Consider the following 19,679-nt stretch of genomic DNA (forward strand, 5'->3'; position numbering starts at 1 on the left):
ACGCCGAGCCGGGCGCAGACCTCTTTGACCTCGGGGTCGTCGCCCTCGTCCAGCAGCCACACGTGCAGCAGGCCGCGGTGCCGGATGCGGACGGCGGCCTCCAGGGTCTTGGTCACCATCTCGATCGGCTCCTTGCCGGGCACGAACGAGGTGAGGAAGGCGACCTTGGTGCCCTTCTCCGGCACCACCGGCACCGGATCCCGCGCCACCAGCGTGGCGTGCGCGTTGGACAGCACGTTCAGTGTGCGGAAGAGCTCGATCAGCCCGATCGCCACCAGCATGATGGCGTCGAGAACGATCAGCGTGTCCGACGCGTTGTCGCGCTCGGTCCAGTGCGCGGGCTGCATCAGCCAGCCGAACAGCCCCAGCGAGACCAGCGGTGCGGCACCCAGCAACAGCGCCGCCCGGATGCGGTGCGGCTCCTCGGCCAGCAGGCTGCGGTAGCGCACCCGGTACGGCTGGTCGGGGTCGGGCTGGGTGAGGGGCCCGGCGAGCCGGCTGTAGTGCTCGTAGTCGTAGCGCGGCAGGACCTTCTTGGCGCGCCGAGGGCGGCGGGCCGGACGGTGCTGCTGGGGTACGCGGAGCCGGGTCGTCCGCGACGCGTCGTAGGAGTGCCGGGCGCCGTCAGGCGTCGACGTCATGGGTCATTCCCCCCGCACGCAGGTCAGTGCGTGTTCGTATGGCTTCTGGTCCCGGGTCAAGGTCCCCCTCGACAGACCCCGGCCCAGCGTTTTTCGGGTGGTCGTTCGTTAAGACTTCGAACAACCACCTTCCGGTTGCATGATGCACGTTCACGTACCTGCACGTGAACAGGGGCCCCACCCCGATATCGAACGCAACCGTTCGAGCCCCGGCGCGCACGTTTGAGATTCCATTTACCCGCTGGAGCTGCGAGGTTCAGGATAGGCTCCCGAACCCGCACGCTTGATCGCAAGGCCGAAACGCACACATTATCGGTCGTATGTGTCCATTTAGGGAGCATTTGGGTTGGGCCGGGCGGACAGGAAACTCACGCACCGTCAGCGACCCGCTGGCGAGGCGTCATCGGCGCTTCGGGGCCGGCCGGTGCTTCCGGATCGTGGGCCCGGCGCTCCTCGCGGGCGGACCGCAACCGGGTGCGGATGTCGCCGAAATGGTCGCGCAGCGCCTCCTCCGCGCGGGCCGCGTCCCCGGAGCGCACGGCGTGCAGGATCTCCCGGTGCTGTCGGAAGGTGACCCCGGGGTCCGGAGGGGTGTGCGTCAGATCCGTGCGTACCCGGTGGAAGGCGTCCCAGAAGGCCTCCAGGAGCTCGCTCAACAGAAGGTTCTCCATCCCGCGGTAGAGGGTGGCGTGAAAGGCCCGGTCGGTGTCCGCCTGGACCGCGCCGCCGGAGGCCTCCCTCTCCATACGTGCCACGAGCGCTTCCAGTTCAGCGAGATCGGTGGCGGAAACGCGCCCGGCGAGCCGTGCTATCAGACCGGTCTCCATCGCCTCGCGCAGTTCCAGCAGCTGGAGGAGGCTGTCCTCGCCTCGGAAGTGCCCGGCGACCGTGCGGAAGGTCAGTCCCTCGATCATCGGCGCCATGGACATCGGCCCCACGTAGGTGCCGAAGCCGTGCCGGATCTCCACGATGCCCATCGCCTGCAGTGCCTTGAGGGCCTCGCGGACGGAGTTGCGGCTGACCCCGATCAGCTCCATGAGCTCGGTCTCGGTGGGCAGCGGGGCGCCGGACGGCAGCCGCCGGTCGATGATCAGCTTCTTGATCCGGTCCTGGATGTCGCTCGCCATTCCGCGACTCTGCACCGCAACCTTCGTTTTGGCCATCCCTGGGCCGCCGACGGAAGGTGTCGGCCCGAAAACGACTCCGGTCCCCCTCGCCGAGGCGAGGGGGACCGGAGTGTCATGTGCGCCGCCAGGGACTCGAACCCCGGACCCGCTGATTAAGAGTCAGCTGCTCTAACCAACTGAGCTAGCGGCGCCTGCTGACGGAAGGATCCTACCCGACGTCCGGGGATGCTCCGAATCGGCCGCCGGCCGGCCCTGGAGAGGGGGTGGGGAGTGGCCCGGGTCACATCCTCCGGGGCGGGAGCCGTGCGCGTACGCTGCGGCGGCATGGAGATCCACGCACTGGCGGCCGACGCCTGGCGCCTCGCCGAGCGCGAGTCCGGCCCCCGGGTCGTCCTCGGGCTGGCCGGGCCGCCCGGAGCCGGCAAGTCCACTCTCGCCCGCGCCCTGGTCGCCGAGATCGAGCGGCGGCGCGGCCCCGGCGCGGCCGGCTATCTCCCGCTCGACGGCTTCCACCTCTCCAACGCCCAGCTCGACCGGCTCGGCCTGGCCTCCCGCAAGGGCTCCGCGCCCAGCTTCGACGCCCACGGGTACGCGGCGCTGCTGCACCGGACCGTCACCGAGACCGGCCATGACATCTACGTGCCGGACTACGACCGGACCCTGCACGAACCTGTCGCCGCCCGCCACCTGATCCGCCCCGGCACCCGGCTCGTCGTCACCGAGGGCAACTACCTCGCCTGCGACGGGCCCGGCTGGACCGCCGCCCGGCGCCGGATGGCCGAGGTCTGGTACGTCGAGGCTCCGGCCGAGGCGCGCGACCGGCGGCTCGTCGCCCGGCAGTTGGCCGGCGGCCGGACCGCCGAGGAGGCCCGGGCGTGGGTGGACACCAACGACCGCCCCAACGGCGAACAGGTCGAGCGTGCGCGGGGGAACTGCGACCGCGTCCTGCCGCCGATTGGTCTGGACATCTCCAATGGCCGGGATTAGCCTGCCAATTGGTCTGGACCTGAACCGCGCTGAGCTCATCACCCCTGCTCGCAGAACATCCCCACGTTCTCCAGGAGCACAGCATGCGCACACGCACCCGTGCGGCCGTGGTCGGCCTCTCCCTCACCGGCACCCTCCTCCTCGCTGCCGGCGGCGCCACCGGTCACGGCAGCCCCCACCTCCCCGTCAGCCGGCAGGTCCTCTGCGCCAACGGCGCCGTGCAGGACTGCGGCCCCATCCAGTGGGAGCCGCAGAGCGTCGAAGGGTCCAAGGGGTTCCCGCTGCGCGGCCCCGCCGACGGCACCATCTGCAGCGGCGGGAACAGCCGCTTCGCCCAGCTCGACGACCCCCGCGGCGGCGCCTGGCCCGCCACCGCGGTGACCGCCGGTGAGCGCTACACCTTCAGCTGGAGACTCACCGCCCCGCACGCCACCGAGGACTTCCGCTACTACCTCACCAAGCCGGGCTACGACCCCGCCCGCCCGCTCACCCGGTCGGCGCTGGAGACCCGGCCGTTCCTCACCGTCCCGTTCGGCGGCGCCCGCCCGGGAACCACCGTCACCCACACCGGCACCCTCCCCTCCGGACGCACCGGCAAGCAGCTGATCGTGGGCGTCTGGACCATCGCCGACACGGAGAACGCCTTCTACGCCTGCTCGGACGTGCGCTTCCCGGGCTGACGGGGCTGCTGCCGGCCGCCCCGCGGGGCCGGTACCCGCCCCGCGGGGCCGCCGCTCCGTCGCCGTGCTGCGGCGGGGGCGCGGGCCGGTTCACCCGGTCCGCGCCCTCGGCGGGTCCGGGCGGGTCCGGGCGGGCCCGCGCTCGGGCGGGTTCGGCCGTTCCGTGCCGGCGGCGGGTTCGGCCGTTCCGGGCCGCGACCGGTCCGGCCGGTCCGTGCCGGTGACACCGGCACGGCCGTCCCGTGCCGGCGAACCGGTTCGGCCGGTCCGCGCCCTGCACATCTGACGAACCGTCAATTATGGTGCCTCGCCATGGGGACGACAGCGGAGACCGCAGCGGAAACGGTCGCGGAGCTGGTGCAGGCCCGCTGGGGTGACCACCGCCCCGGCCTCAAGTACGAGGACCGGCTGCTCACCGCGCACCAGCTCACGGCCCGGGCCGCCGCCCGCGCCGCGCTGCTCGCCGACCTGCTGCCGCCCCGCGCGGAGCCGCACGTCGGCGTCCTGCTGGACAACGTCCCCGAGTATCCGGTGTGGCTCGCCGCCGCGGCCCTCGCCGGCGCCACCGTCGTCGGCATCAACCCCACCCGTCGCGGCCCCGAACTGGCCCGCGACATCACCCACACCGACTGCGGCCTGCTGATCACCGAACGGGCCCACCTGCCGCTGCTCCGCGGCCTGGACCTCGGCATTCCCCGGGAGCGCGTCCTCGTCGTCGACGACCCCGGCTACGCCGCCCTGCTCGCGCCGTACGCCGACGCCCGCCCCGGCGAGGCGCGGCTGAGCCCCGTCGGCCCCGGCACCCGGTTCCTGCTCTCCTTCACCTCCGGCTCCACCGGCGCCCCCAAGGCCGCCATCTGCTCCCAAGGCCGGCTCGCCGCCGCGGGCCGCTCCCTGGTGACGTACTTCGGCCTGGGCCCGGACGACGTCCACTACATCTGCATGCCGATGTTCCACGGCAACGCCGTGCTCGCCGACTGGGCGCCCGCCCTGGTGAGCGGAGCCGCCGTCGCGCTGCGCCGCACCTTCTCCGCGTCCGGCTTCCTGCCCGACGTCCGGGCCTTCGGGGCGACCTACTTCACCTACGTCGGCCGCGCCGTGCAGTATCTGCTCGCCACCCCCGAGCGCCCGGACGACCGCGACCACCCGCTGCGCACCGGCTTCGGCACCGAGGCGGGCGCGGTCGACGCGGCGCGCTTCACCGCCCGCTTCGGCGTCCGGCTCGTCGAGGGCTACGGCTCCTCGGAGGGCGGCGCCGCCCTCCAGCGCTCGCCGGACGCCCCGCCCGGCGCCATCGGCCGCGCCGCCCCCGGCGCCGACCTCGCGGTGGTCGACCCGGAGACCGGGGAGGAGCGGCCGCGGGCGGTTCTCGACCGGTCCGGGCGGCTGCTGAACGGCGACGCGGCGATCGGCGAACTGGTCAACCGCGGCCGCAGCCCCTTCGAGGGCTACTGGCGGAACCCGGCGGCCGAGGCGGCCCGCACCCGCGGCGGCTGGTACTGGACCGGCGACCTCTTCTTCCGTGACCCCCAGGGCTTCTTCCACTTCGCCGGGCGCACCGACGACCGGCTGCGGGTCGACAGCGAGAACCTGGCCGCCGCCATGATCGAGAACATCCTGGCCGACTATCCGCCGGTCGCCTCCGCGGCCGTCTACGCCGTCCCCGACCCGGTGGCGGGCGACCAGGTCATGGCCGCCCTGGCCCTGCGCGCGGGCGCGGCCTTCGCCCCGGAGGACTTCGCCGCGTTCCTGGCCGCCCGGCCCGACCTGGGCACCAAGATGGCCCCCCGGTTCGTGCGCATACCGGCCGCCATGCCGGTCACCGCGACCAACAAGATCCACCGGGCCGCCCTGCGCCGCGACGGCTTCCGCTGCCCCGACCCCGTCTGGTGGTCCCCGCCGGACACGGGCCGGTGCGGGACCGCGTACCGGCGGCTGGACGGGGAGGACGTCGCACGGCTGCTCACGCACTACCGGGAACAGGGCCGGGACGACCTGCTGGGGCGCTGACCGGTGGCCGGCCGCCGCATCCCACGGCGGGCACCGACCGCCGTGGCCGCAGGCCCGGACCTGGCACCCGGATCCGGCATGACACCGGGGCGGGAGCAGGCACGGCCCGGAAATGACCCGGCCCGGAAATGACGCAGGATATTGGCCCGGAAATGACTCAGGGCGTTCTCGGAGAACCGAGAACGCCCAGGTCAACAGCGTTTTGCATGGTGCGCCGCCAGGGACTCGAACCCCGGACCCGCTGATTAAGAGTCAGCTGCTCTAACCAACTGAGCTAGCGGCGCTCGCTGACGACGTAAATACTACCTGCTCCCCGGGGGTGCTCCTGACCACCTCAAATGGCGAGCGAGAGCAGCACCGGCGCGGCCTTGCGGTTGAGCGCGTCAGCAGCCTTGCGCAGCCGGTGGGCGTGCTCGATCGGCAGCGACAGCGCCAGGCAGCCGACCGCCTGCCCCGCGGTGATCGGCACCGCCGCGCAGACCGTGCCCACCGCGTACTCCTGGAGGTCGAGCACCGGCACCGTGGGCGGCTGGTTGTCCAGCTTGGTGAAGAGCACCTTCTCGCTGGTGATCGTCCGCGAGGTGAGCCGGGCCGTCTTGTGCCGGGAGAGGTGGTCGCGCCGGCCGTTGTGGTCGAGCTGCGTCAGCAGGCACTTGCCGACCGCGCTCGCGTGGGCCGCGGACCGGAAGTCCACCCATTCGTTGACCTTCGGGGCGCGGGGCCCGTCGGCATACTGGGTGATCTTGACTTCGCCGTCGATGTAGCGGCTGATGTAGACCGCCGCTCCGACCGAGTCGCGGATCTCCGACAGGGTGCGCTGGAGCTTGTCCTCCAGGGCCTGCCGGCGGTCGTCGCCCGAGCCGAGCAGGACGAGCGATTCGCCCATGACGTACGCGCCGTCGGCGACCTGCTCCACATAGCCCTCGCGGCGCAGCATCAGCAGCATGGGGGAGAGGCGGCCGGACGGCACGCCGGTCTCGCGCGCGATCTGCGCGCCGGTGACGCCACCGCCGTGCCGGGCGACGCATTCGAGCACACGGAGTGCGTACTGCACCGACTGGAACGGCGCCGTCGGCTCGGGCTTGAGCGCCACGGTTTCCCCCTAGCAGGTTGTGACCGCTTGCGTCGTGGCCGTCGCTGCCGGTGACGAGGGAGTGGCGCTCCATGCGGGCCCGGCAGCTGGGCTGGGATACCACGATAGCCGCCAAGAGGCCGAAAGGGAGCAGCTGTTGGTGAGATCGACGGCGCGCTCCCGCCCGGCCGGGCAGGAGCGCGCCACCATGGCATATGCCCCGGTCACGGAGTGACCGTCGGAGCTGGGACGTCAGAGCACGGCGCTGAGGAACTCCCGGGTGCGCTGGTGCTCCGGCTCGCTGAAGATCTTCTCCGGCGGACCGGACTCGATGACCCGGCCCGAGTCGAACATCAGCACGTCGTCCGAGATGTCCCGGGCGAAGTTCATCTCGTGGGTCACGCACAGCATGGTGATGTCGGTGCTGTGCGCGATGTCCCGGAGCACGTCCAGCACACCGGCCACGAGCTCCGGGTCCAGCGCCGAGGTCACCTCGTCCAGCAGCAGCACCTGCGGCCGCATCGCCAGCGCCCGGGCGATCGCCACCCGCTGCTGCTGACCGCCGGAGAGCTGGGTCGGGTACTTGTCGATGTGCTCGGTCAGCCCCACCAGCTCCAGCAGCTCGCGGGCCCGCTCCTCGGCCTCGTCCTTGCCCAGGCCCAGCACATGGACCGGCGCCTCGGTGATGTTCCGCAGCACCTTCATGTTGGGGAAGAGGTTGAACTGCTGGAAGACCATGCCGATCTTCTTGCGGATCTCCCGGCTGTGCTTCTCGCCCGCCGGGACGAGCTTGCCGCCCTTGTCCTCGTGGGTGAGGTACTCCCCGGCGACCCGGATCGTGCCCTCGTCCGGCTTGGCCAGCGTCATCAGCAGCCGCAGGATCGTGGTCTTGCCGGAGCCGGACGGGCCGATGAGGGTCACGTGCTTGCCCGGCGCCACCGTGAAGTCGAGGTGGTCCAGGACCGTGTTGCTGCCGAAACGCTTCGTCACCTGGTCGAAGCGGATCAGCTCGCTGCCGTTCGCGCTTCCCGGAACGGGCGGGGCGGGGGTGTTGTCAGTGGACAAGACGACGCTCCAGGAATCGCATGAGGAGGGATGCCGGGTAGGAGATGAGGATGAAGGCGACACCGACCACGGTGTACGGCTCGATGTACTGGAAGGTCTCGGCCCCGAACAGCCGGGCCTCGTTCAGCATCTCCGGGACGCCGATGGCCAGCAGCATCGGGCTGTCCTTCAGCAGCGCGATGACGTAGTTGCCGAGCGCCGGGACGACCCGGCGGATCGCCTGCGGCAGGATCACCGAGCGCCAGGTGCGGCCGCGCGGCAGGCTCAGCGCGGTGGCCGCCTCCCACTGGCCCTGCGGCACGGCCTCGATACCGGCCCGGTACACCTCGGCGGTGTACGTCGAGTAGTGCAGACCGATGCCGATGACGCCGGTGGCCAGCGCGGTGGTCTGGATGCCCCACTCGGGCAGCACGAAGAAGAAGAAGAACAGCTGGACCAGCAGCGGGGTGTTGCGGATGAACTCGACGAAGATCCCCACCGGCCACCGCACGAAGCGGGACGGGACCCGCAGCACCAGCGCCCAGACCAGACCCAGCGCGAACGCCAGCAGGGAGCCCAGCACGGTCGCCTGCAGGGTGACCTTGACGCCGTCCCAGAACATCGGCATGAAGTCGCCGACGACGGACCAGTCCCAGCTCATGACGGGCCTCCCACGACGGTCATGCCGAAGGACTGATCGGTCTCCTGCCGGATGCCGAGCTTGCGGACGATGCCGCCGCCCTTCTCCGGCTTCTGGCCGATCCGCGCCTTCGCCCGGCTCTCGGCCAGCCGCATCACCCGGGTGAGCAGGAAGGCCAGCACGAAGTACATCAGGAGGATGGTGAAGTAGATGCTGCCGCTCTCGCCGGTCGCCAGGCGGGCCAGCTGCGCCGCGAAGGAGATGTCACCGACGCCGAGCAGTGAGACCAGGGCGGTGCCCTTGAGCAGCTCGACCAGCAGGTTGTTGAACGGCGGCAGCATCTCCGGCACGGCCTGCGGCAGGATGACCAGCCGCAGTCGCTGCCAGGGGGAGAAGCTCAGTGCGATACCGGCCTCGCGCTGCGCCGGGGCGACGGCGGCGATGCCGCCGCGGACGATCTCCGAGCCGTACGCGCCGTAGGAGAGCCCCAGGGCGAGCGTGGCGGCCCACATCGGCACGAACTGCCAGTTGAACGCCAGCGGCACCACGAAGAACAGCCAGAACATCAGCACCAGCGCCGATGTCCCGCGGAAGACCTCCACGTAGAGGCCGGAGAGGAAGCGGACGATCCAGAACCGCGAGGTGCGGGCGATCCCGGTGACGAAGGCGACCACAGCGCCGAGGGCCGCGCTGTAGATCGTGAGCTGGACCGTGATCCAGACGCCCTTGAAGATCAGTCCCCAGAGTTCGGCTGTCATCCCTTGCACAGCTCCTCTGCCGTCAGGTCGGTCATCTCGGTGGCGGTGAAGCCGAAGGGCTTGACCACCCGGAGGAGCTCGCCGCTCTTCTTCATCTTCAGCAGCTGTTCGTTGAAGGCGTTCCGCAGCTTCGTCTCGCCCTTGCGGAAGGCGAAGGCGCCCGCGCCGTACGCCGGCTTGCCGTCGAGCTTCGGCAGGAACGGTTCGGTGCCCTCGACCTTGGGGTTCCTGGTCTGCTCGATGACGTTGCGCACCGTCAGACTGGTCCCGGCGAAGGCGTCGGCCCGGCCCTGGGCGACGGCCAGCAGGCCCGCCAGCTGGTCCGGGTAGACCTGGATGGAGTCGCGCTTGACCCCGGCGTCCACCGCGTAGTCGATCTCGGCGTAGGCGGTGCCGCTCGCCAGCTTGGCGCCGGTCCGCTTGACGTCGGCGTAGTTCCGCAGCCCCTTGGGATTCCCCTTGCGGACGATGAGGGCGTCCAGCACCTGGTAGTCGGGGTCGGCGAAAAGGACTTGTTTGCATCGCTCCGGGGTGATGAACATGCCCGCGGAGATCACATCGAACTGCTGCGAATTGAGACCGGGGATCAGTGATCCGAACTCGGTCGGGACCGGCTGGACGTGCGGCACGCCGAGCCGCTTGAAAATGATCTTTGCAAGTTCCGGGGCCTCTCCGGTGACCTCCGCCTTCTTGCTGATGTAGCCGAAGGGGATCTCACCAGCGATCCCCAGCCGTACCGTGCCCTGGGCGCGGAGGCGTTCCAGCAGGTTGCCCCCGTCCGTGACATCGGCAGTGGAGACCCGGCTGCAGCCGGCTGCTCCCAACGCGCCGAACGCTGCCGCTCCCGCGAGCAATGAGCGGCGGCTGACCGGTCTCTCGATCATGTCGTTCCCCTGTGGTGAGCCATGGGCGCGCGGCTACCCGGCCCTGCATCAAATATTCCGATCGTTTTCAGCCGGTTGTGATCGGCGCGCTTGACCAGATAGACACAATGGGGCACGTATCCGACCGAGAGGACCCACGATGGCAGACCGCTTCATCGAAGTCTCGCTCGACAAGCGCGGTGTCACCTGTACGGCGAAGCTGCTGGACGAACGCGCGCCGATCACCTGTGATGCGGTGTGGAACGCCCTTCCGCTGGGCGGAGACGTCTACCACGCCAAGTACGCACGCAACGAGATCTACGCGCTGCTGCCCCCCTTCGCCCCGGCCGAGCCGCCGCTGGAGAACCCGACCATCACCCCCATCCCGGGGGACCTGTGCTACTTCACCTTCTCCGACACCCAGTTGGGGACGAAGTCCTACGGGTACGAGCAGCAGGCCAAGCACCAGGGGCAGGTCCAGGTCGTCGACCTGGCGCTGTTCTACGAGCGCAACAACCTGCTGATCAACGGGGACGCCGGGTGGGTCCCGGGCATCGTCTGGGGCTCGGTCGTGGACGGGCTCGACCGCATGGCCGACGCCTGCCAGGACCTGTGGCGGGCCGGCGCGCTGGGCGAGACGCTCAACTTCCGACGGGCCTAGGGCGAGCCCTTCCCACAGGCCTGGGCCGAACACCTGCCGACAGACCCAGGGCGAGCCGTCCGGGTCCGCCACCCGCCCCGCGGGGCCGACGGACCCGGACCTCGTCCGGGATGGGGCGAGCGGGCGCCTCGGAGCGGCTCCCTCCTGAGCGGTGCGCATCCGGTCGACACGCCTACGCGGTCGGTGACACCGGAAGTCCGGTCGACACGCTTCCGCGGTCGGTGACACCCAAAGCCGGCCGTGGGCCCGCGGGTCAGCCGCGCACCGCCGGCGGCGGGCCGACGCCGTCCGCGACCCCCGCCTCGTACAGCGCGTGCGCCGCCCGCAGCACCAGGGCGTCCCCGTGGCGTGCGGCGACCAGCTGCACCCCGATCGGCAGGCCGTCCCGGTCCCGTCCGCACGGCACGGACGCCGCGGGCTGCTGGGTCAGGTTGAAGGGGTAGGTGAACGGCGTCCAGCCGGTCCACCGGCTCAGCCCCGAGCCCCGGGGCACCTCGGACCCCGCCTCGAACGCGGTGATCGGCAGGGTCGGCGTCACCAGCAGGTCGTACCGCTCGTGGAACCGGCCCATCGCCACCCCCAGCGCCATCCGCTCGTCCACCGCCGCCAGGTAGTCCAGCGCGCTGTACTCGGCGCCCCGCTCGCAGACCTCCCGCAGCCCCGGGTCGAGCAACGCGCGCTCCTCCGTGCCGAGATGCTGCACCACGCGGGCCACGCCGCTGAACCACAGGGTGTGGAACGCGTCCACCGGATCCGCGAAGCCGGGGTCCGCCTCCTCCACGTGTGCGCCCAGCTCCGCCAGCCTCTCGACCGCCCGCCGGACCGCCCCGGCCACCTGCGGATCGACGGCCACCCGGCCGCCGAAGTCCGGGGACCAGGCGACGCGCAGGCCCGCGACCCCGCCGCCCAGCCCGTCGCGGAACGTCCCGGACACCCGGCCCAGCTGCGACCAGTCCCGCGCGTCGGGGCCGGTGATCACATCCATCAGCAGCGCCGCGTCCGCCGCGTCACGCGTCATCGGCCCGACGTGCGCCAGCGTCCCGAACGGGCTCGCGGGATAGTTCGGCACCCGGCCGTAGGTGGGCTTGAGGGCGAAGATCCCGCAGAAGCCCGCGGGGATGCGGACCGAACCGCCCCCGTCCGTCCCCAGGCTCAGCGGACCCGCGCCCACCGCCACCGCGGCGGCACTGCCCCCGCTGGACCCGCCCGCGGTGCGCCCCGGGTCGTACGGATTGCCGGTGACCCCGTGCCGCGGGCTGTCCGTGACGCCCTTCCAGCCGAACTCCGGCGTCGTCGTCTTGCCGAGGAACACCGCACCGTGCTCGCGCAGCCGCGCCACCGCGGGCGCGTCCTCGTCCCAGGACCGGCCCTCGGCCCGGACGGTCCGCGAGCCCCGGAAGGTCGGGGCGCCGCGCTGCAGCAGGATGTCCTTCACCGACACCGGGACGCCGTCCACCAGGCCGGCCGGCTCGCCGCGGCGCCACCGCTCCGCGGACTCGGCGGCCCGGCCCAGCGCCTCCTCGGCGTCGACCCGCACGAACGCGTTGAGGGCTGGCTCGGTCCGCTCGATCCTCTCCAGCGCGGCGCGGGCCGCCTCGACGGGGGAGAAGGCGCCCGAGGCGAAACCCTCGACGAGTCGTACCGCGGTGAGGTCGCTGAGCTCGGTCATCCAGCCTCCATCGGAAAGCCGCTCGGGGCGCGCGGGATCGGAACGCGGACGGGGCCGGGACGCGGCGCCTCCCGCCCGGCGGCCGGGCGGGACGCGGCACCGGAACCGGGCCGGGTCAGGCCACCGGGACGTAGCCCAGCCGTTTGTCGACCACATTGAGCAGCGGCTCGCCCGCGGCCCAGCGGTCGAAGTTGTCCATGAACTGTTCGGCGAGGGCATTCCGCCAGCCGACCGTGTCCCCGCTCATGTGCGGCGACACGAACAGACCCGGCACATCCCAGACCCGGCTGTCGGCGGGCAGCGGCTCCTCCTCGAAGACATCCAGGGCCGCGCCGCCGATGGTCCGTGCCAGCAATGCGTCGACCAGATCCTTCTCCACCACCATCGGCCCGCGGCCGACATTGATGAACCGGGCCGACGGCTTCATCCGACCGAATACGGAGGCGTGGAACATGCCCCGGGTGGCATCCGTCAGGGGCGCCGCACAGACCACCCAGTCGGCCGACGGCAGCAGACCGTCCAGGGCGGCGCTGCCGTGCACCCGGCCGAACTCGGGATCGTCCTCGCGCTCCGTCCGGCCCACCAGGTCCGTGGCGACCCCCAGCGCCATCAGGGTCCGGCCGATGGCCCGGCCGATCGGCCCGGAACCGACGACGACCGCACGGCTTCCGGCCACCCGCATCGTCTCCCGGTGCTTCCAGCGCCGCTGCCGCTGGAGCTCCCAACTGCCCGGAAAATCCTTGGCCATGGCGATGACGAGGCCGGCGACGTACTCGGCGATCGGCTGCTCGAAGACCCCGCGGGCATTGGTCACCACGGTGTCCGAGCCGGCCAGCTCGGGGCAGAGAAGCCGGTCGACACCGGCGCTCGCGGTGTGCACCCAGCCCGGCCGGGGGCCGCCGCCCGGCCAGGCGGCGCGTACCGCGTCGGAGGTGAAGTCCCAGACGAGAAGTGCGTCCGCGGTCGGCAGCAGCTCGGGAAGGGACCGCTCGTCGCAGGTCACGATGCGGACGCGCCCGGTCAGCCGGTCCAGCCGGGGCTCGGGATCGGTGCCGAATACGAGAAGGGTGCGCTCGGACATGGGCGGGAAACCATTTCGCAACGTAGGTCCGCTTGGCTGATTCGGAAGGTCGGCGAGAAGCCGGAGAAACCGAGGATTGACCACGCTAGGGAGCGGAAACTACCTTCGTCAACACGGGCATCTGCCCGACTTCTGTCCCGGCGTCCCGGCGTGTTCCGGCTTTTCGTTTCTTCCTGCCATCGTGCCAGCCCTCCGTTGTGTATTGGGGCTCGAAATGGACGTCTCCTTTCTGGGTGGTCCGCAGCCACAGCGTGGTGTGGGTGTCGTAGCACCGTTCGATTTCGCTCTTGATCGAGAATTGTGGCGTTGGGTGCCCGACGACGTGTCGCTGTACCTCACGCGGACGCCTTTTGTGCCGGTCGAGGTCAGTCTCGACCTGGCCCGGATGGTGAGCGAGCACGAGACCCTGCGCGAAGCCGTGCAGGCCCTGTGCGCGGTCTCCCCGGAGGTCGTCGCCTACGCCTGCACATCGGGCAGCTTCGTCGGCGGAATGGCCGGCGAGCGCGGGATGTGCGCGGCCATGGAGCAGTCCGGGGAGCTCCCGGCGCTCACCACCTCGGGTGCCCTGCTCGCCGCCCTGCGGGAGATCGGCGCCCGGCGCATCGCCCTGGTCACCCCGTACACCAAGTCGGTGACCACCTCCCTGGAGGACTACCTCGCCGAGGGCGGCATCTCGGTCACCGGGCGCGCGTATCTCGGACTGACCCGGCACATCTGGAAGGTGCCGTACCGCGATGTGGTGGACATGGCGCGGCAGGCGGTGGTGGGCGCGGCGGACGCGCTCTTCATCAGCTGCACCAACCTCCCGACGTACGACGTGATCCCGCAGCTCGAGGCGGAGCTGCGCATGCCGGTGCTGTCGGCGAACCAGGTGACCATGTGGGCGGCCCTGGCCCGGATCGGCGAACAGGCGGTCGGCCCGTACCAGGCGCTGCTGGATCCGGTGGCCAGACGCGGCCCGGCGGCCATGGCGTCCCAGCCGGAGTACCCGCCGGTCCGTCCGGGCTCCCTGCCGGGGCCGACGCACTCGACGGAACGGCCGGAGCCGGAGGCGGCCTTCGCGGCCCCCGCGGCCCAGCCGGACGCGGGCGACGCCGGGGACGGCCTGGAACCGCCGCTGTACCCGGACGAGCCGGGCGGGTCCGCGCTCGGGTGAGGAACCCGGCCTCTCAGCTCTGCCGGCCCGGCCCGGTGGCCCGGCATCCGGCCGCCGGCGGGGCGCGCCGGGATCCGCCAGGATGCGCCGGTGCCCCTTCCGGCGGCGCTGGGCCTGGCTCACCCACAGGGGTGCTGGGACCAGCTCACCCACAGGGGTGAAGGCCGACCGGAAAACCGGCAGAAGACGGCACGGGCGGAACCCCACGGAGCCCGCCGGTGTAATCAGAGCAGTTGCACGGGAGCCGTCCGCGCAACGGACGGCGGCTGGGGACACACGGGCGCCGTCCGGTCCGGACCGGAAGAGCCGGTCGGGACCGCAGGAGAAACAGCGCAGCTCGAAAGGGCGGCGCAGGTCGAAAGGGCAGGACAGGTCGAAAGGGCAGCGCACGTCGAAGGCAGTGCAGCTCGGAAGGCAGCACAGCCAGGAAGGCAGCACAGCTCCAGGGCAGTACAGCTCCAAGGCAGCGCAGCTCCAAGGCGGCGCAGCTTGAGAAAGGGCGCAGCTCGAGAAGAAGGCAGCTCGGGGAGAAGCGCATGGAACATGACACGGAGGTGGAGATGACAGACGCGGCGACGATGCGGGCATCGGAGGAAGCGGCGCCCGGAGCGGCAGTCGGCTTCCTGTACCCGGGGTACTCGGCCGAGGACGACTACCCCCGGCTGGAGTCCATGCTGTCGGCGGGCGTCCGGCTCCCCCTGGTCCACACGGACATCGGCGAGGACGCCCACCGGGTCGACGCCCTGCTGGAGATGGGGTCGGCCGGGCGGCTCGCCGCCGGGGTCGAGGAGCTGAAGGCCCTCGGAGCGCAGGCCGTCGTCTGGGCCTGCACCAGCGCGAGCTTCGTCTTCGGCTGGGAGGGCGCGCACGCACAGGTGCGTGAGCTCTCCCGCACCGCGGGCCTCCCCGCCTCCAGCACCTCCTTCGCCTTCGCCCGTGCCATTCGCGCCGTCGGTGCCGACCGGGTGGCCATCGCGGCGACCTACCCGGAGGACGTCGCCGGGCACTTCATGGCCTTCCTCAAGGCGGCCGGCACGGAAGTCGTCGCCATGCGCGGCAGCGGCATCATCACCGCCGCCGAGGTCGGCACCTGGGAGCGTGACGAAGTGCTGGAGCTCGCCCGGGCGGGCGACCACCCCGAGGCCCAGGCGGTCCTCCTCCCGGACACCGCCCTCCACACCGCCGCCCACCTCGGCGAGCTCGAGGCCGAGCTGGGGAAGCCCGTGCTCACCGCCAACCAGGTCACTGTCTGGGAGGGGCTGCGCCTGCTCGACCGGGCCGTGCTCCGCCCGGACCTCGGGACCTTGTTCACGGCCGAAGCGGGGAGCCGCGCGCCGATACCCGGGTGATCCGCGGGGCCTCGGGTGCCTCGTGCGCCGGGCGCTTCGGGAACGCCGGGGGCGACCTCGGGACGGGCGGTACGCCTCGGGCGCGGCAAGGGCCTCGGGCCCGGCCGGGTCAGGTCTTCCGGGACTGGGGTGGGGCGTGCTGGGCACGGGCCGGGACTGGCCCCGGATGCGGGAACTGGCCCCGGACGCGGACCCCGGACCGGGCCGGACCGGGCCGGGGTGGGGCGGGCGCTGGTCCCGGAGCCGCGAGTCCAGGGGCGACGGGCGAGGGGGCGGGGTCCGGTTGCCCCGGAACCCCGGACCCGGACCCGGGAATAAGCGGAGTGCGTCTCCGGTTGCTGCCTGCGTCGCAGGCAGACCAACCAGGGAGGCGGGCCAGGCATGGCCGAGCAGCACGACAGCATCCGCGCCGGGGCAGCCGGGACCGCACCGGTTCCGCTGTCCGTTCTCGACCTGGCCACCGTCGGCAGTGGCCGGACCGCGACCGACGCGCTGCGGACCAGCGTGGAACTGGCGCGGGGCGCGGAGCGGCTCGGCTACCACCGGTTCTGGGTCGCGGAGCACCACTCCATGCCCGGCGTGGCCAGCTCGTCCCCCGCGGTGATCCTCGCCCACCTCGCCGCCCACACCGAGCGGATACGCCTCGGCTCCGGTGGGGTCATGCTGCCCAACCACGCTCCGCTGGTCATCGCCGAACAGTTCGGCACCCTGGAAGCCCTGGCACCGGGACGGATCGACCTCGGGCTGGGCCGCGCACCGGGGACCGACGGAGCGACGGCCGCCGCCCTGCGCCGCACGGACCGGCTGAACGAAGGAGCCGAGGACTTCCCCCAGCAGTTGACCGAACTGACCCGCTTCCTGGACGACGACTTCCCCGACGGCCATCCCTACCGCCGCATCCACGCCGTGCCCGGACCGGTCCAGGGCACGGTCGCCGGCGGAGTGCAGGCCCCGGCGAGGCCGCCGGTCTGGCTGCTCGGCTCCAGTGGCTTCAGTGCCCGGCTCGCCGGGGTGCTCGGGCTGCCGTTCGCCTTCGCCCACCACTTCTCCGCCGCCCATACGATTCCCGCGCTCGACCTCTACCGTGAGTCCTTCCGTCCGTCCGCGACGCTCGACGAGCCGTATGCGCTCATCGGTGTCTCGGCGCTTGCGGCGGAGGACGAGAAGGAGGCCCGCCGGCAGGTGCTGACCGGTGCCCTCTCCATGGTCCGGCTGCGCACCGGACGACCGGGTCTCATCCCGTCACCGGAAGAGGCCGAGGCCCATGAGTTCAGCGCGCTGGAGCAGGAGTTCGCCGAGAGCTGGCTGCGCAACGTCGTGCACGGTACGGCCGATGCCGTACGCGACGGACTCGACGGCCTGGTCAAGCGGACCGGCGCCGACGAGCTGATGATCACGGGCAATGCGCACGGCGCCCAGGCGCGGCTGCGTTCCTACGAACTGATCGCCGAGGCCTACGGGCTCCCCGGCGCCCAGGACTGACGCCCCGCCGCCGCCCCCGGCACACTCGGCGGATCCGCGGCAGACTCGGCGGCCCGGTGACGGCCCCCGCGGATCGCCGCCTCCGGCAGGCGGCGGCCCGGCGAACGACGGCCCCGGCGAAGGCAGTCCCGACGAAGGCAGTCCCGACGAAGGCAGTCCCGGCGAACGGCAGCCCTGGCGAAGGCAGTCCCGGCGAACGGCAGCCCTGGCGAAGGCAGTCCCGGCGAACGGCAGCCCTGGCGAAGGGCAGCCCTGGTGAATGACGGCCTGGCGGACCGTCCGCCACGGTGTCTCGGCAGCGGCCGCCGACGGGAGAACCGGGAAGGGGAGGGGAGGGGCGGGGGAGAGGTCAGGGGGCGGGGTGGGGGCCCAGCAGCGCCGACACCCGGTCCGCCGGCACCGGGCGGGAGTAGAACCACCCCTGCCCCGTGTCGCAGCCGATGCGCCGCAGCCGGTCCGCCTGTTCGGCGCTCTCCACGCACTCGGCGGTCACGGTCAGCCCCAGCCGGTGCGCGAGCTGCACCAGGGCCTCGACGATGGTCTCGTCGGCCGGGTTCGGATGCTCCTCGTCCCGGAAGCCCTGCACGAACGATCCGTCCAACTTCAGGGTGGAGACGGGCAGCCGGCTCAGGTAGGCGAGGTTCGAGTAGCCGGTCCCGAAGTCGTCGATGGCGATCGAGACCCCCATGTCGCTGAGCGCCTGCAGGGCCTGGAGCGGTCGCCCGGCCGATCCCATGACGGCGGACTCGGTCAGCTCCAACTGCAGCAGCTCGGGCGGCAGTCCGGTGCTCTCCAGGATCCCGGCGACGTCCGCCACCAGGTCCGAGTCCCACACCTGCCGCACGGCCACATTGACGCTGACGAAGACCGGGGCGTCGGGGTGCTCCAGCTGCCATCGGCGCGCCTGCCGGCAGGCGGTCTCCAGCACCCAGCGGCCGAGTTCGACGATCGAGCCGTCCTCCTCCGCCAGTCCGATGAACCGATTCGGCGCGAGCGTGCCGAACTGCGGGTGACGCCACCGCACCAGCGCCTCCACCCCGCGCACCGACCCGTCGCCGAGGCCGACCAGCGGCTGGTACTCCAGGGTGAACTCACCGTGCTCCACGGCCGGTCGGAGGGTGCTCGCCAGCGCCTGCCGGGTCATCCGGTGGGCGTTGCGCTCCGGGTCGAACAGGGTCCAGCGGGCCTTGCCGTCCGCCTTGGCCCAGTACAGCGTGGTGTCGGCGGCCTGCATCAGGGCCGTCGCCGTCGTCCCCGCGGCGACCCGTTCGACGACGCCGATGCTCGCCGAGATGGACAGCCGCTGCCCGGCCAGCTCGAACGGCCGCTGCAGGGTGGCCAGTACGGACCCGGCGAGCGCCGACAGCTGCTCGGTCCCGGTGGAGTCCTCGACCAGCAGCGCGAACTCGTCGCCGCCGAGCCGGGCCACCAGGTGCCCGCCGCGCCGCCCGTAGCCGGCCTGGTCCGCGCAGTGCGCCAGCCGCTGGGCGACGGCGCTCAGCAGCTGGTCGCCCACCCGGTGCCCGAGGGTGTCGTTGACCGCCTTGAAGCCGTCGAGGTCGAGATAGCAGAGCCCGATCCGCCCCGTGCTGCCGCGCGGATGGACCGAGGTGTCCAGCGCCGCGGCGAGCCGCTCGAAGAACAGCGCGCGATTGGGCAGCCGGGTCACCGGGTCGTGCATCTGCAGGTGGCGCAGGCGCGCCTGGAGGTCGCGGCGGTCGCTGATGTCCGCGACCGACATCAGCACGCTGCGGCTGTCGGCCAGCGGCGCGACCGTCACATCCGCCCAGACCGAGTGCCCGTCCGGACTCTTGAGCCGCTGGGTGCAGCGGAGGCGTTCGCTGCGCCCGCGCAGCACTTCGCAGTACGCGGCCCAGGTGCGGGAGTCCTGGCCCAGGCCGACGAGGTCGGCGGCGGGCTCGTCGGTGAGCCGGGCGGGTTCCGCGCCGAGCAGGGCCCCGAGCGCCTGGTTGGCACTGATCACCTTGCCCTCGCGGTCGACGACCGCCATGGCGAGCTGCGCGGCGTTGAACGCGGCCTGCAGATCACGTACTTCCGAGGCGGGTCTGCCGACCCCGGGTTCGGTGCGGGACCGGCGGCCCGTCGCACTACGTTCCGTGACCGTCGGCACCGTGCTGCCGGGCCCGTGGCCCGGCCCGTCGGGGGATTCGCTCACCGCTCGCTCCCTCAGGGCACTCGTCTCGTACAGATCACGCAGAGGTGGTCCGGCCGGCTGCGGACGACCGCCCATGGAGGAATCCGCGCTGGAAATGTGGCGATCATAGAGGCCGGTGGGAGGGGCGTTCCAGTAAGGCAGGCGTGATTCCGGGCACCCGTGGCGGCCGTCACGACCGTTCCTGAACGCCTTTGAACGCCCCTGTTCCCTCAATGACCTTCTGTGACTGTCAGTGACACGGGAAGGTGCCCTCCCGATCACTCGACCGGGCCACCGGAACAGG

The 19,679-nt window shown here is 71.9% G+C and carries 16 protein-coding genes, 2 tRNA genes and 1 pseudogene; 7 read left to right on the forward strand and 12 right to left on the reverse strand.

The features are described from left to right. From ABT112_RS31195 to ABT112_RS31205, 3 genes and pseudogenes are all read right to left on the reverse strand, one after another. A pseudogene (locus ABT112_RS31195) lies at positions 1–641 on the reverse strand (glycosyl transferase); the annotation flags it as partial. Between the two features lie 368 nt (positions 642–1,009). Next, the gene (locus ABT112_RS31200; protein ID WP_351515150.1) at positions 1,010–1,768 is read right to left on the reverse strand and encodes a FadR/GntR family transcriptional regulator; all 759 of its coding nucleotides are present in this window, start codon (positions 1,766–1,768) and stop codon (positions 1,010–1,012) included. Between the two features lie 117 nt (positions 1,769–1,885). Continuing rightward, positions 1,886–1,959: transfer RNA gene (locus tag ABT112_RS31205), tRNA-Lys, on the reverse strand. Positions 1,960–2,092: 133 nt separating this feature from the next. Between ABT112_RS31205 and ABT112_RS31210 the strand changes: the two genes are divergently transcribed. The 3 genes from ABT112_RS31210 to ABT112_RS31220 all read left to right on the forward strand — a co-directional run bounded on the left by ABT112_RS31210 (position 2,093) and on the right by ABT112_RS31220 (position 5,445). Beyond that, positions 2,093–2,755: a nucleoside/nucleotide kinase family protein gene (locus ABT112_RS31210; RefSeq protein WP_351515151.1), complete on the forward strand. Its 663-nt coding sequence runs from the start codon at positions 2,093–2,095 to the stop codon at positions 2,753–2,755. A gap of 83 nt (positions 2,756–2,838) precedes the next feature. Continuing rightward, positions 2,839–3,435: a lytic polysaccharide monooxygenase auxiliary activity family 9 protein gene (locus ABT112_RS31215; RefSeq protein ID WP_351515152.1), complete on the forward strand. Its 597-nt coding sequence runs from the start codon at positions 2,839–2,841 to the stop codon at positions 3,433–3,435. A 312-nt stretch (positions 3,436–3,747) separates the two neighbouring features. Then, positions 3,748–5,445 (forward strand): AMP-binding protein, encoded by a 1,698-nt coding sequence (locus ABT112_RS31220; RefSeq protein ID WP_351515153.1) that lies wholly within the window; start codon positions 3,748–3,750, stop codon positions 5,443–5,445. 207 nt (positions 5,446–5,652) lie between these two features. Here ABT112_RS31220 and ABT112_RS31225 read toward each other — a convergent pair. The 6 genes from ABT112_RS31225 to ehuB form a co-directional block, all read right to left on the reverse strand. Next, positions 5,653–5,729, reverse strand: a tRNA-Lys gene (locus ABT112_RS31225). Between the two features lie 50 nt (positions 5,730–5,779). Beyond that, a complete protein-coding gene (locus ABT112_RS31230; RefSeq protein WP_351515154.1) occupies positions 5,780–6,538 on the reverse strand; it encodes an IclR family transcriptional regulator in 759 nt (252 codons plus the stop codon). Between the two features lie 231 nt (positions 6,539–6,769). Then, positions 6,770–7,582, reverse strand: coding sequence for an ectoine/hydroxyectoine ABC transporter ATP-binding protein EhuA (gene ehuA / locus ABT112_RS31235; RefSeq protein ID WP_351515155.1), 813 nt, complete (start codon positions 7,580–7,582; stop codon positions 6,770–6,772). Continuing rightward, positions 7,572–8,222 (reverse strand): ectoine/hydroxyectoine ABC transporter permease subunit EhuD, encoded by a 651-nt coding sequence (gene ehuD, locus ABT112_RS31240; protein WP_351515156.1) that lies wholly within the window; start codon positions 8,220–8,222, stop codon positions 7,572–7,574. Before ehuD ends, ehuA begins: the two co-directional genes overlap by 11 nt. Then, complete coding sequence (gene ehuC / locus ABT112_RS31245) at positions 8,219–8,959, reverse strand: ectoine/hydroxyectoine ABC transporter permease subunit EhuC (protein ID WP_351515157.1); 741 nt, start codon at positions 8,957–8,959, stop codon at positions 8,219–8,221. The genes ehuD and ehuC overlap by 4 nt, the downstream gene beginning before the upstream one ends. Beyond that, complete coding sequence (gene ehuB, locus ABT112_RS31250; RefSeq protein WP_351515158.1) at positions 8,956–9,843, reverse strand: ectoine/hydroxyectoine ABC transporter substrate-binding protein EhuB; 888 nt, start codon at positions 9,841–9,843, stop codon at positions 8,956–8,958. Before ehuB ends, ehuC begins: the two co-directional genes overlap by 4 nt. Before the next feature lie 139 nt (positions 9,844–9,982). Between ehuB and ABT112_RS31255 the strand changes: the two genes are divergently transcribed. Continuing rightward, complete coding sequence (locus tag ABT112_RS31255) at positions 9,983–10,483, forward strand: DUF3830 family protein (protein ID WP_351515159.1); 501 nt, start codon at positions 9,983–9,985, stop codon at positions 10,481–10,483. Between the two features lie 253 nt (positions 10,484–10,736). Here the strand turns inward: ABT112_RS31255 and ABT112_RS31260 are convergent, their stop codons facing one another. Beyond that, positions 10,737–12,152: an amidase gene (locus ABT112_RS31260; RefSeq protein WP_351515160.1), complete on the reverse strand. Its 1,416-nt coding sequence runs from the start codon at positions 12,150–12,152 to the stop codon at positions 10,737–10,739. Between the two features lie 115 nt (positions 12,153–12,267). Beyond that, entirely contained in the window at positions 12,268–13,233 is a 966-nt protein-coding gene (locus ABT112_RS31265; RefSeq protein ID WP_351515161.1) for a D-2-hydroxyacid dehydrogenase, read from the reverse strand. Between the two features lie 214 nt (positions 13,234–13,447). On the opposite strand from ABT112_RS31265, the gene ABT112_RS31270 reads away from it, so the two are divergent. The 3 genes from ABT112_RS31270 to ABT112_RS31280 all read left to right on the forward strand — a co-directional run bounded on the left by ABT112_RS31270 (position 13,448) and on the right by ABT112_RS31280 (position 17,220). Further along, the gene (locus tag ABT112_RS31270; protein ID WP_351515162.1) at positions 13,448–14,389 is read left to right on the forward strand and encodes a maleate cis-trans isomerase family protein; all 942 of its coding nucleotides are present in this window, start codon (positions 13,448–13,450) and stop codon (positions 14,387–14,389) included. A gap of 560 nt (positions 14,390–14,949) precedes the next feature. Further along, positions 14,950–15,738, forward strand: coding sequence for a maleate cis-trans isomerase family protein (locus ABT112_RS31275; RefSeq protein WP_351515171.1), 789 nt, complete (start codon positions 14,950–14,952; stop codon positions 15,736–15,738). Positions 15,739–16,119: 381 nt separating this feature from the next. Then, positions 16,120–17,220, forward strand: a complete 1,101-nt coding sequence (locus ABT112_RS31280) for an LLM class flavin-dependent oxidoreductase (RefSeq protein WP_351515163.1) — start codon at positions 16,120–16,122, stop codon at positions 17,218–17,220. 349 nt (positions 17,221–17,569) lie between these two features. On the opposite strand, the gene ABT112_RS31285 is transcribed toward ABT112_RS31280, so the two are convergent. Then, a complete protein-coding gene (locus ABT112_RS31285) occupies positions 17,570–19,471 on the reverse strand; it encodes a putative bifunctional diguanylate cyclase/phosphodiesterase (protein WP_351515164.1) in 1,902 nt (633 codons plus the stop codon). Positions 19,472–19,679: the final 208 nt, after the last annotated feature.

It is taken from the genome of Streptomyces sp. NPDC002055, from assembly GCF_040296705.1.
Taxonomy (GTDB): domain Bacteria; phylum Actinomycetota; class Actinomycetes; order Streptomycetales; family Streptomycetaceae; genus Streptomyces.

Coding starts and splice junctions, on each gene's coding strand:
- ABT112_RS31280 (WP_351515163.1), top strand. CDS start 16,120: ATGGCCGAGCAGCACGACAGCATCCGCGCCGGGGCAGCCGGGACCGCA.
- ABT112_RS31255 (WP_351515159.1), top strand. CDS start 9,983: ATGGCAGACCGCTTCATCGAAGTCTCGCTCGACAAGCGCGGTGTCACC.
- ABT112_RS31270 (WP_351515162.1), top strand. CDS start 13,448: ATGGACGTCTCCTTTCTGGGTGGTCCGCAGCCACAGCGTGGTGTGGGT.
- ehuB (WP_351515158.1), bottom strand. CDS start 9,843: ATGATCGAGAGACCGGTCAGCCGCCGCTCATTGCTCGCGGGAGCGGCA.
- ABT112_RS31215 (WP_351515152.1), top strand. CDS start 2,839: ATGCGCACACGCACCCGTGCGGCCGTGGTCGGCCTCTCCCTCACCGGC.
- ABT112_RS31210 (WP_351515151.1), top strand. CDS start 2,093: ATGGAGATCCACGCACTGGCGGCCGACGCCTGGCGCCTCGCCGAGCGC.
- ABT112_RS31275 (WP_351515171.1), top strand. CDS start 14,950: ATGACAGACGCGGCGACGATGCGGGCATCGGAGGAAGCGGCGCCCGGA.
- ABT112_RS31260 (WP_351515160.1), bottom strand. CDS start 12,152: ATGACCGAGCTCAGCGACCTCACCGCGGTACGACTCGTCGAGGGTTTC.
- ABT112_RS31200 (WP_351515150.1), bottom strand. CDS start 1,768: ATGGCGAGCGACATCCAGGACCGGATCAAGAAGCTGATCATCGACCGG.
- ABT112_RS31285 (WP_351515164.1), bottom strand. CDS start 19,471: ATGGGCGGTCGTCCGCAGCCGGCCGGACCACCTCTGCGTGATCTGTAC.
- ehuD (WP_351515156.1), bottom strand. CDS start 8,222: ATGAGCTGGGACTGGTCCGTCGTCGGCGACTTCATGCCGATGTTCTGG.
- ehuC (WP_351515157.1), bottom strand. CDS start 8,959: ATGACAGCCGAACTCTGGGGACTGATCTTCAAGGGCGTCTGGATCACG.
- ABT112_RS31265 (WP_351515161.1), bottom strand. CDS start 13,233: ATGTCCGAGCGCACCCTTCTCGTATTCGGCACCGATCCCGAGCCCCGG.
- ABT112_RS31220 (WP_351515153.1), top strand. CDS start 3,748: ATGGGGACGACAGCGGAGACCGCAGCGGAAACGGTCGCGGAGCTGGTG.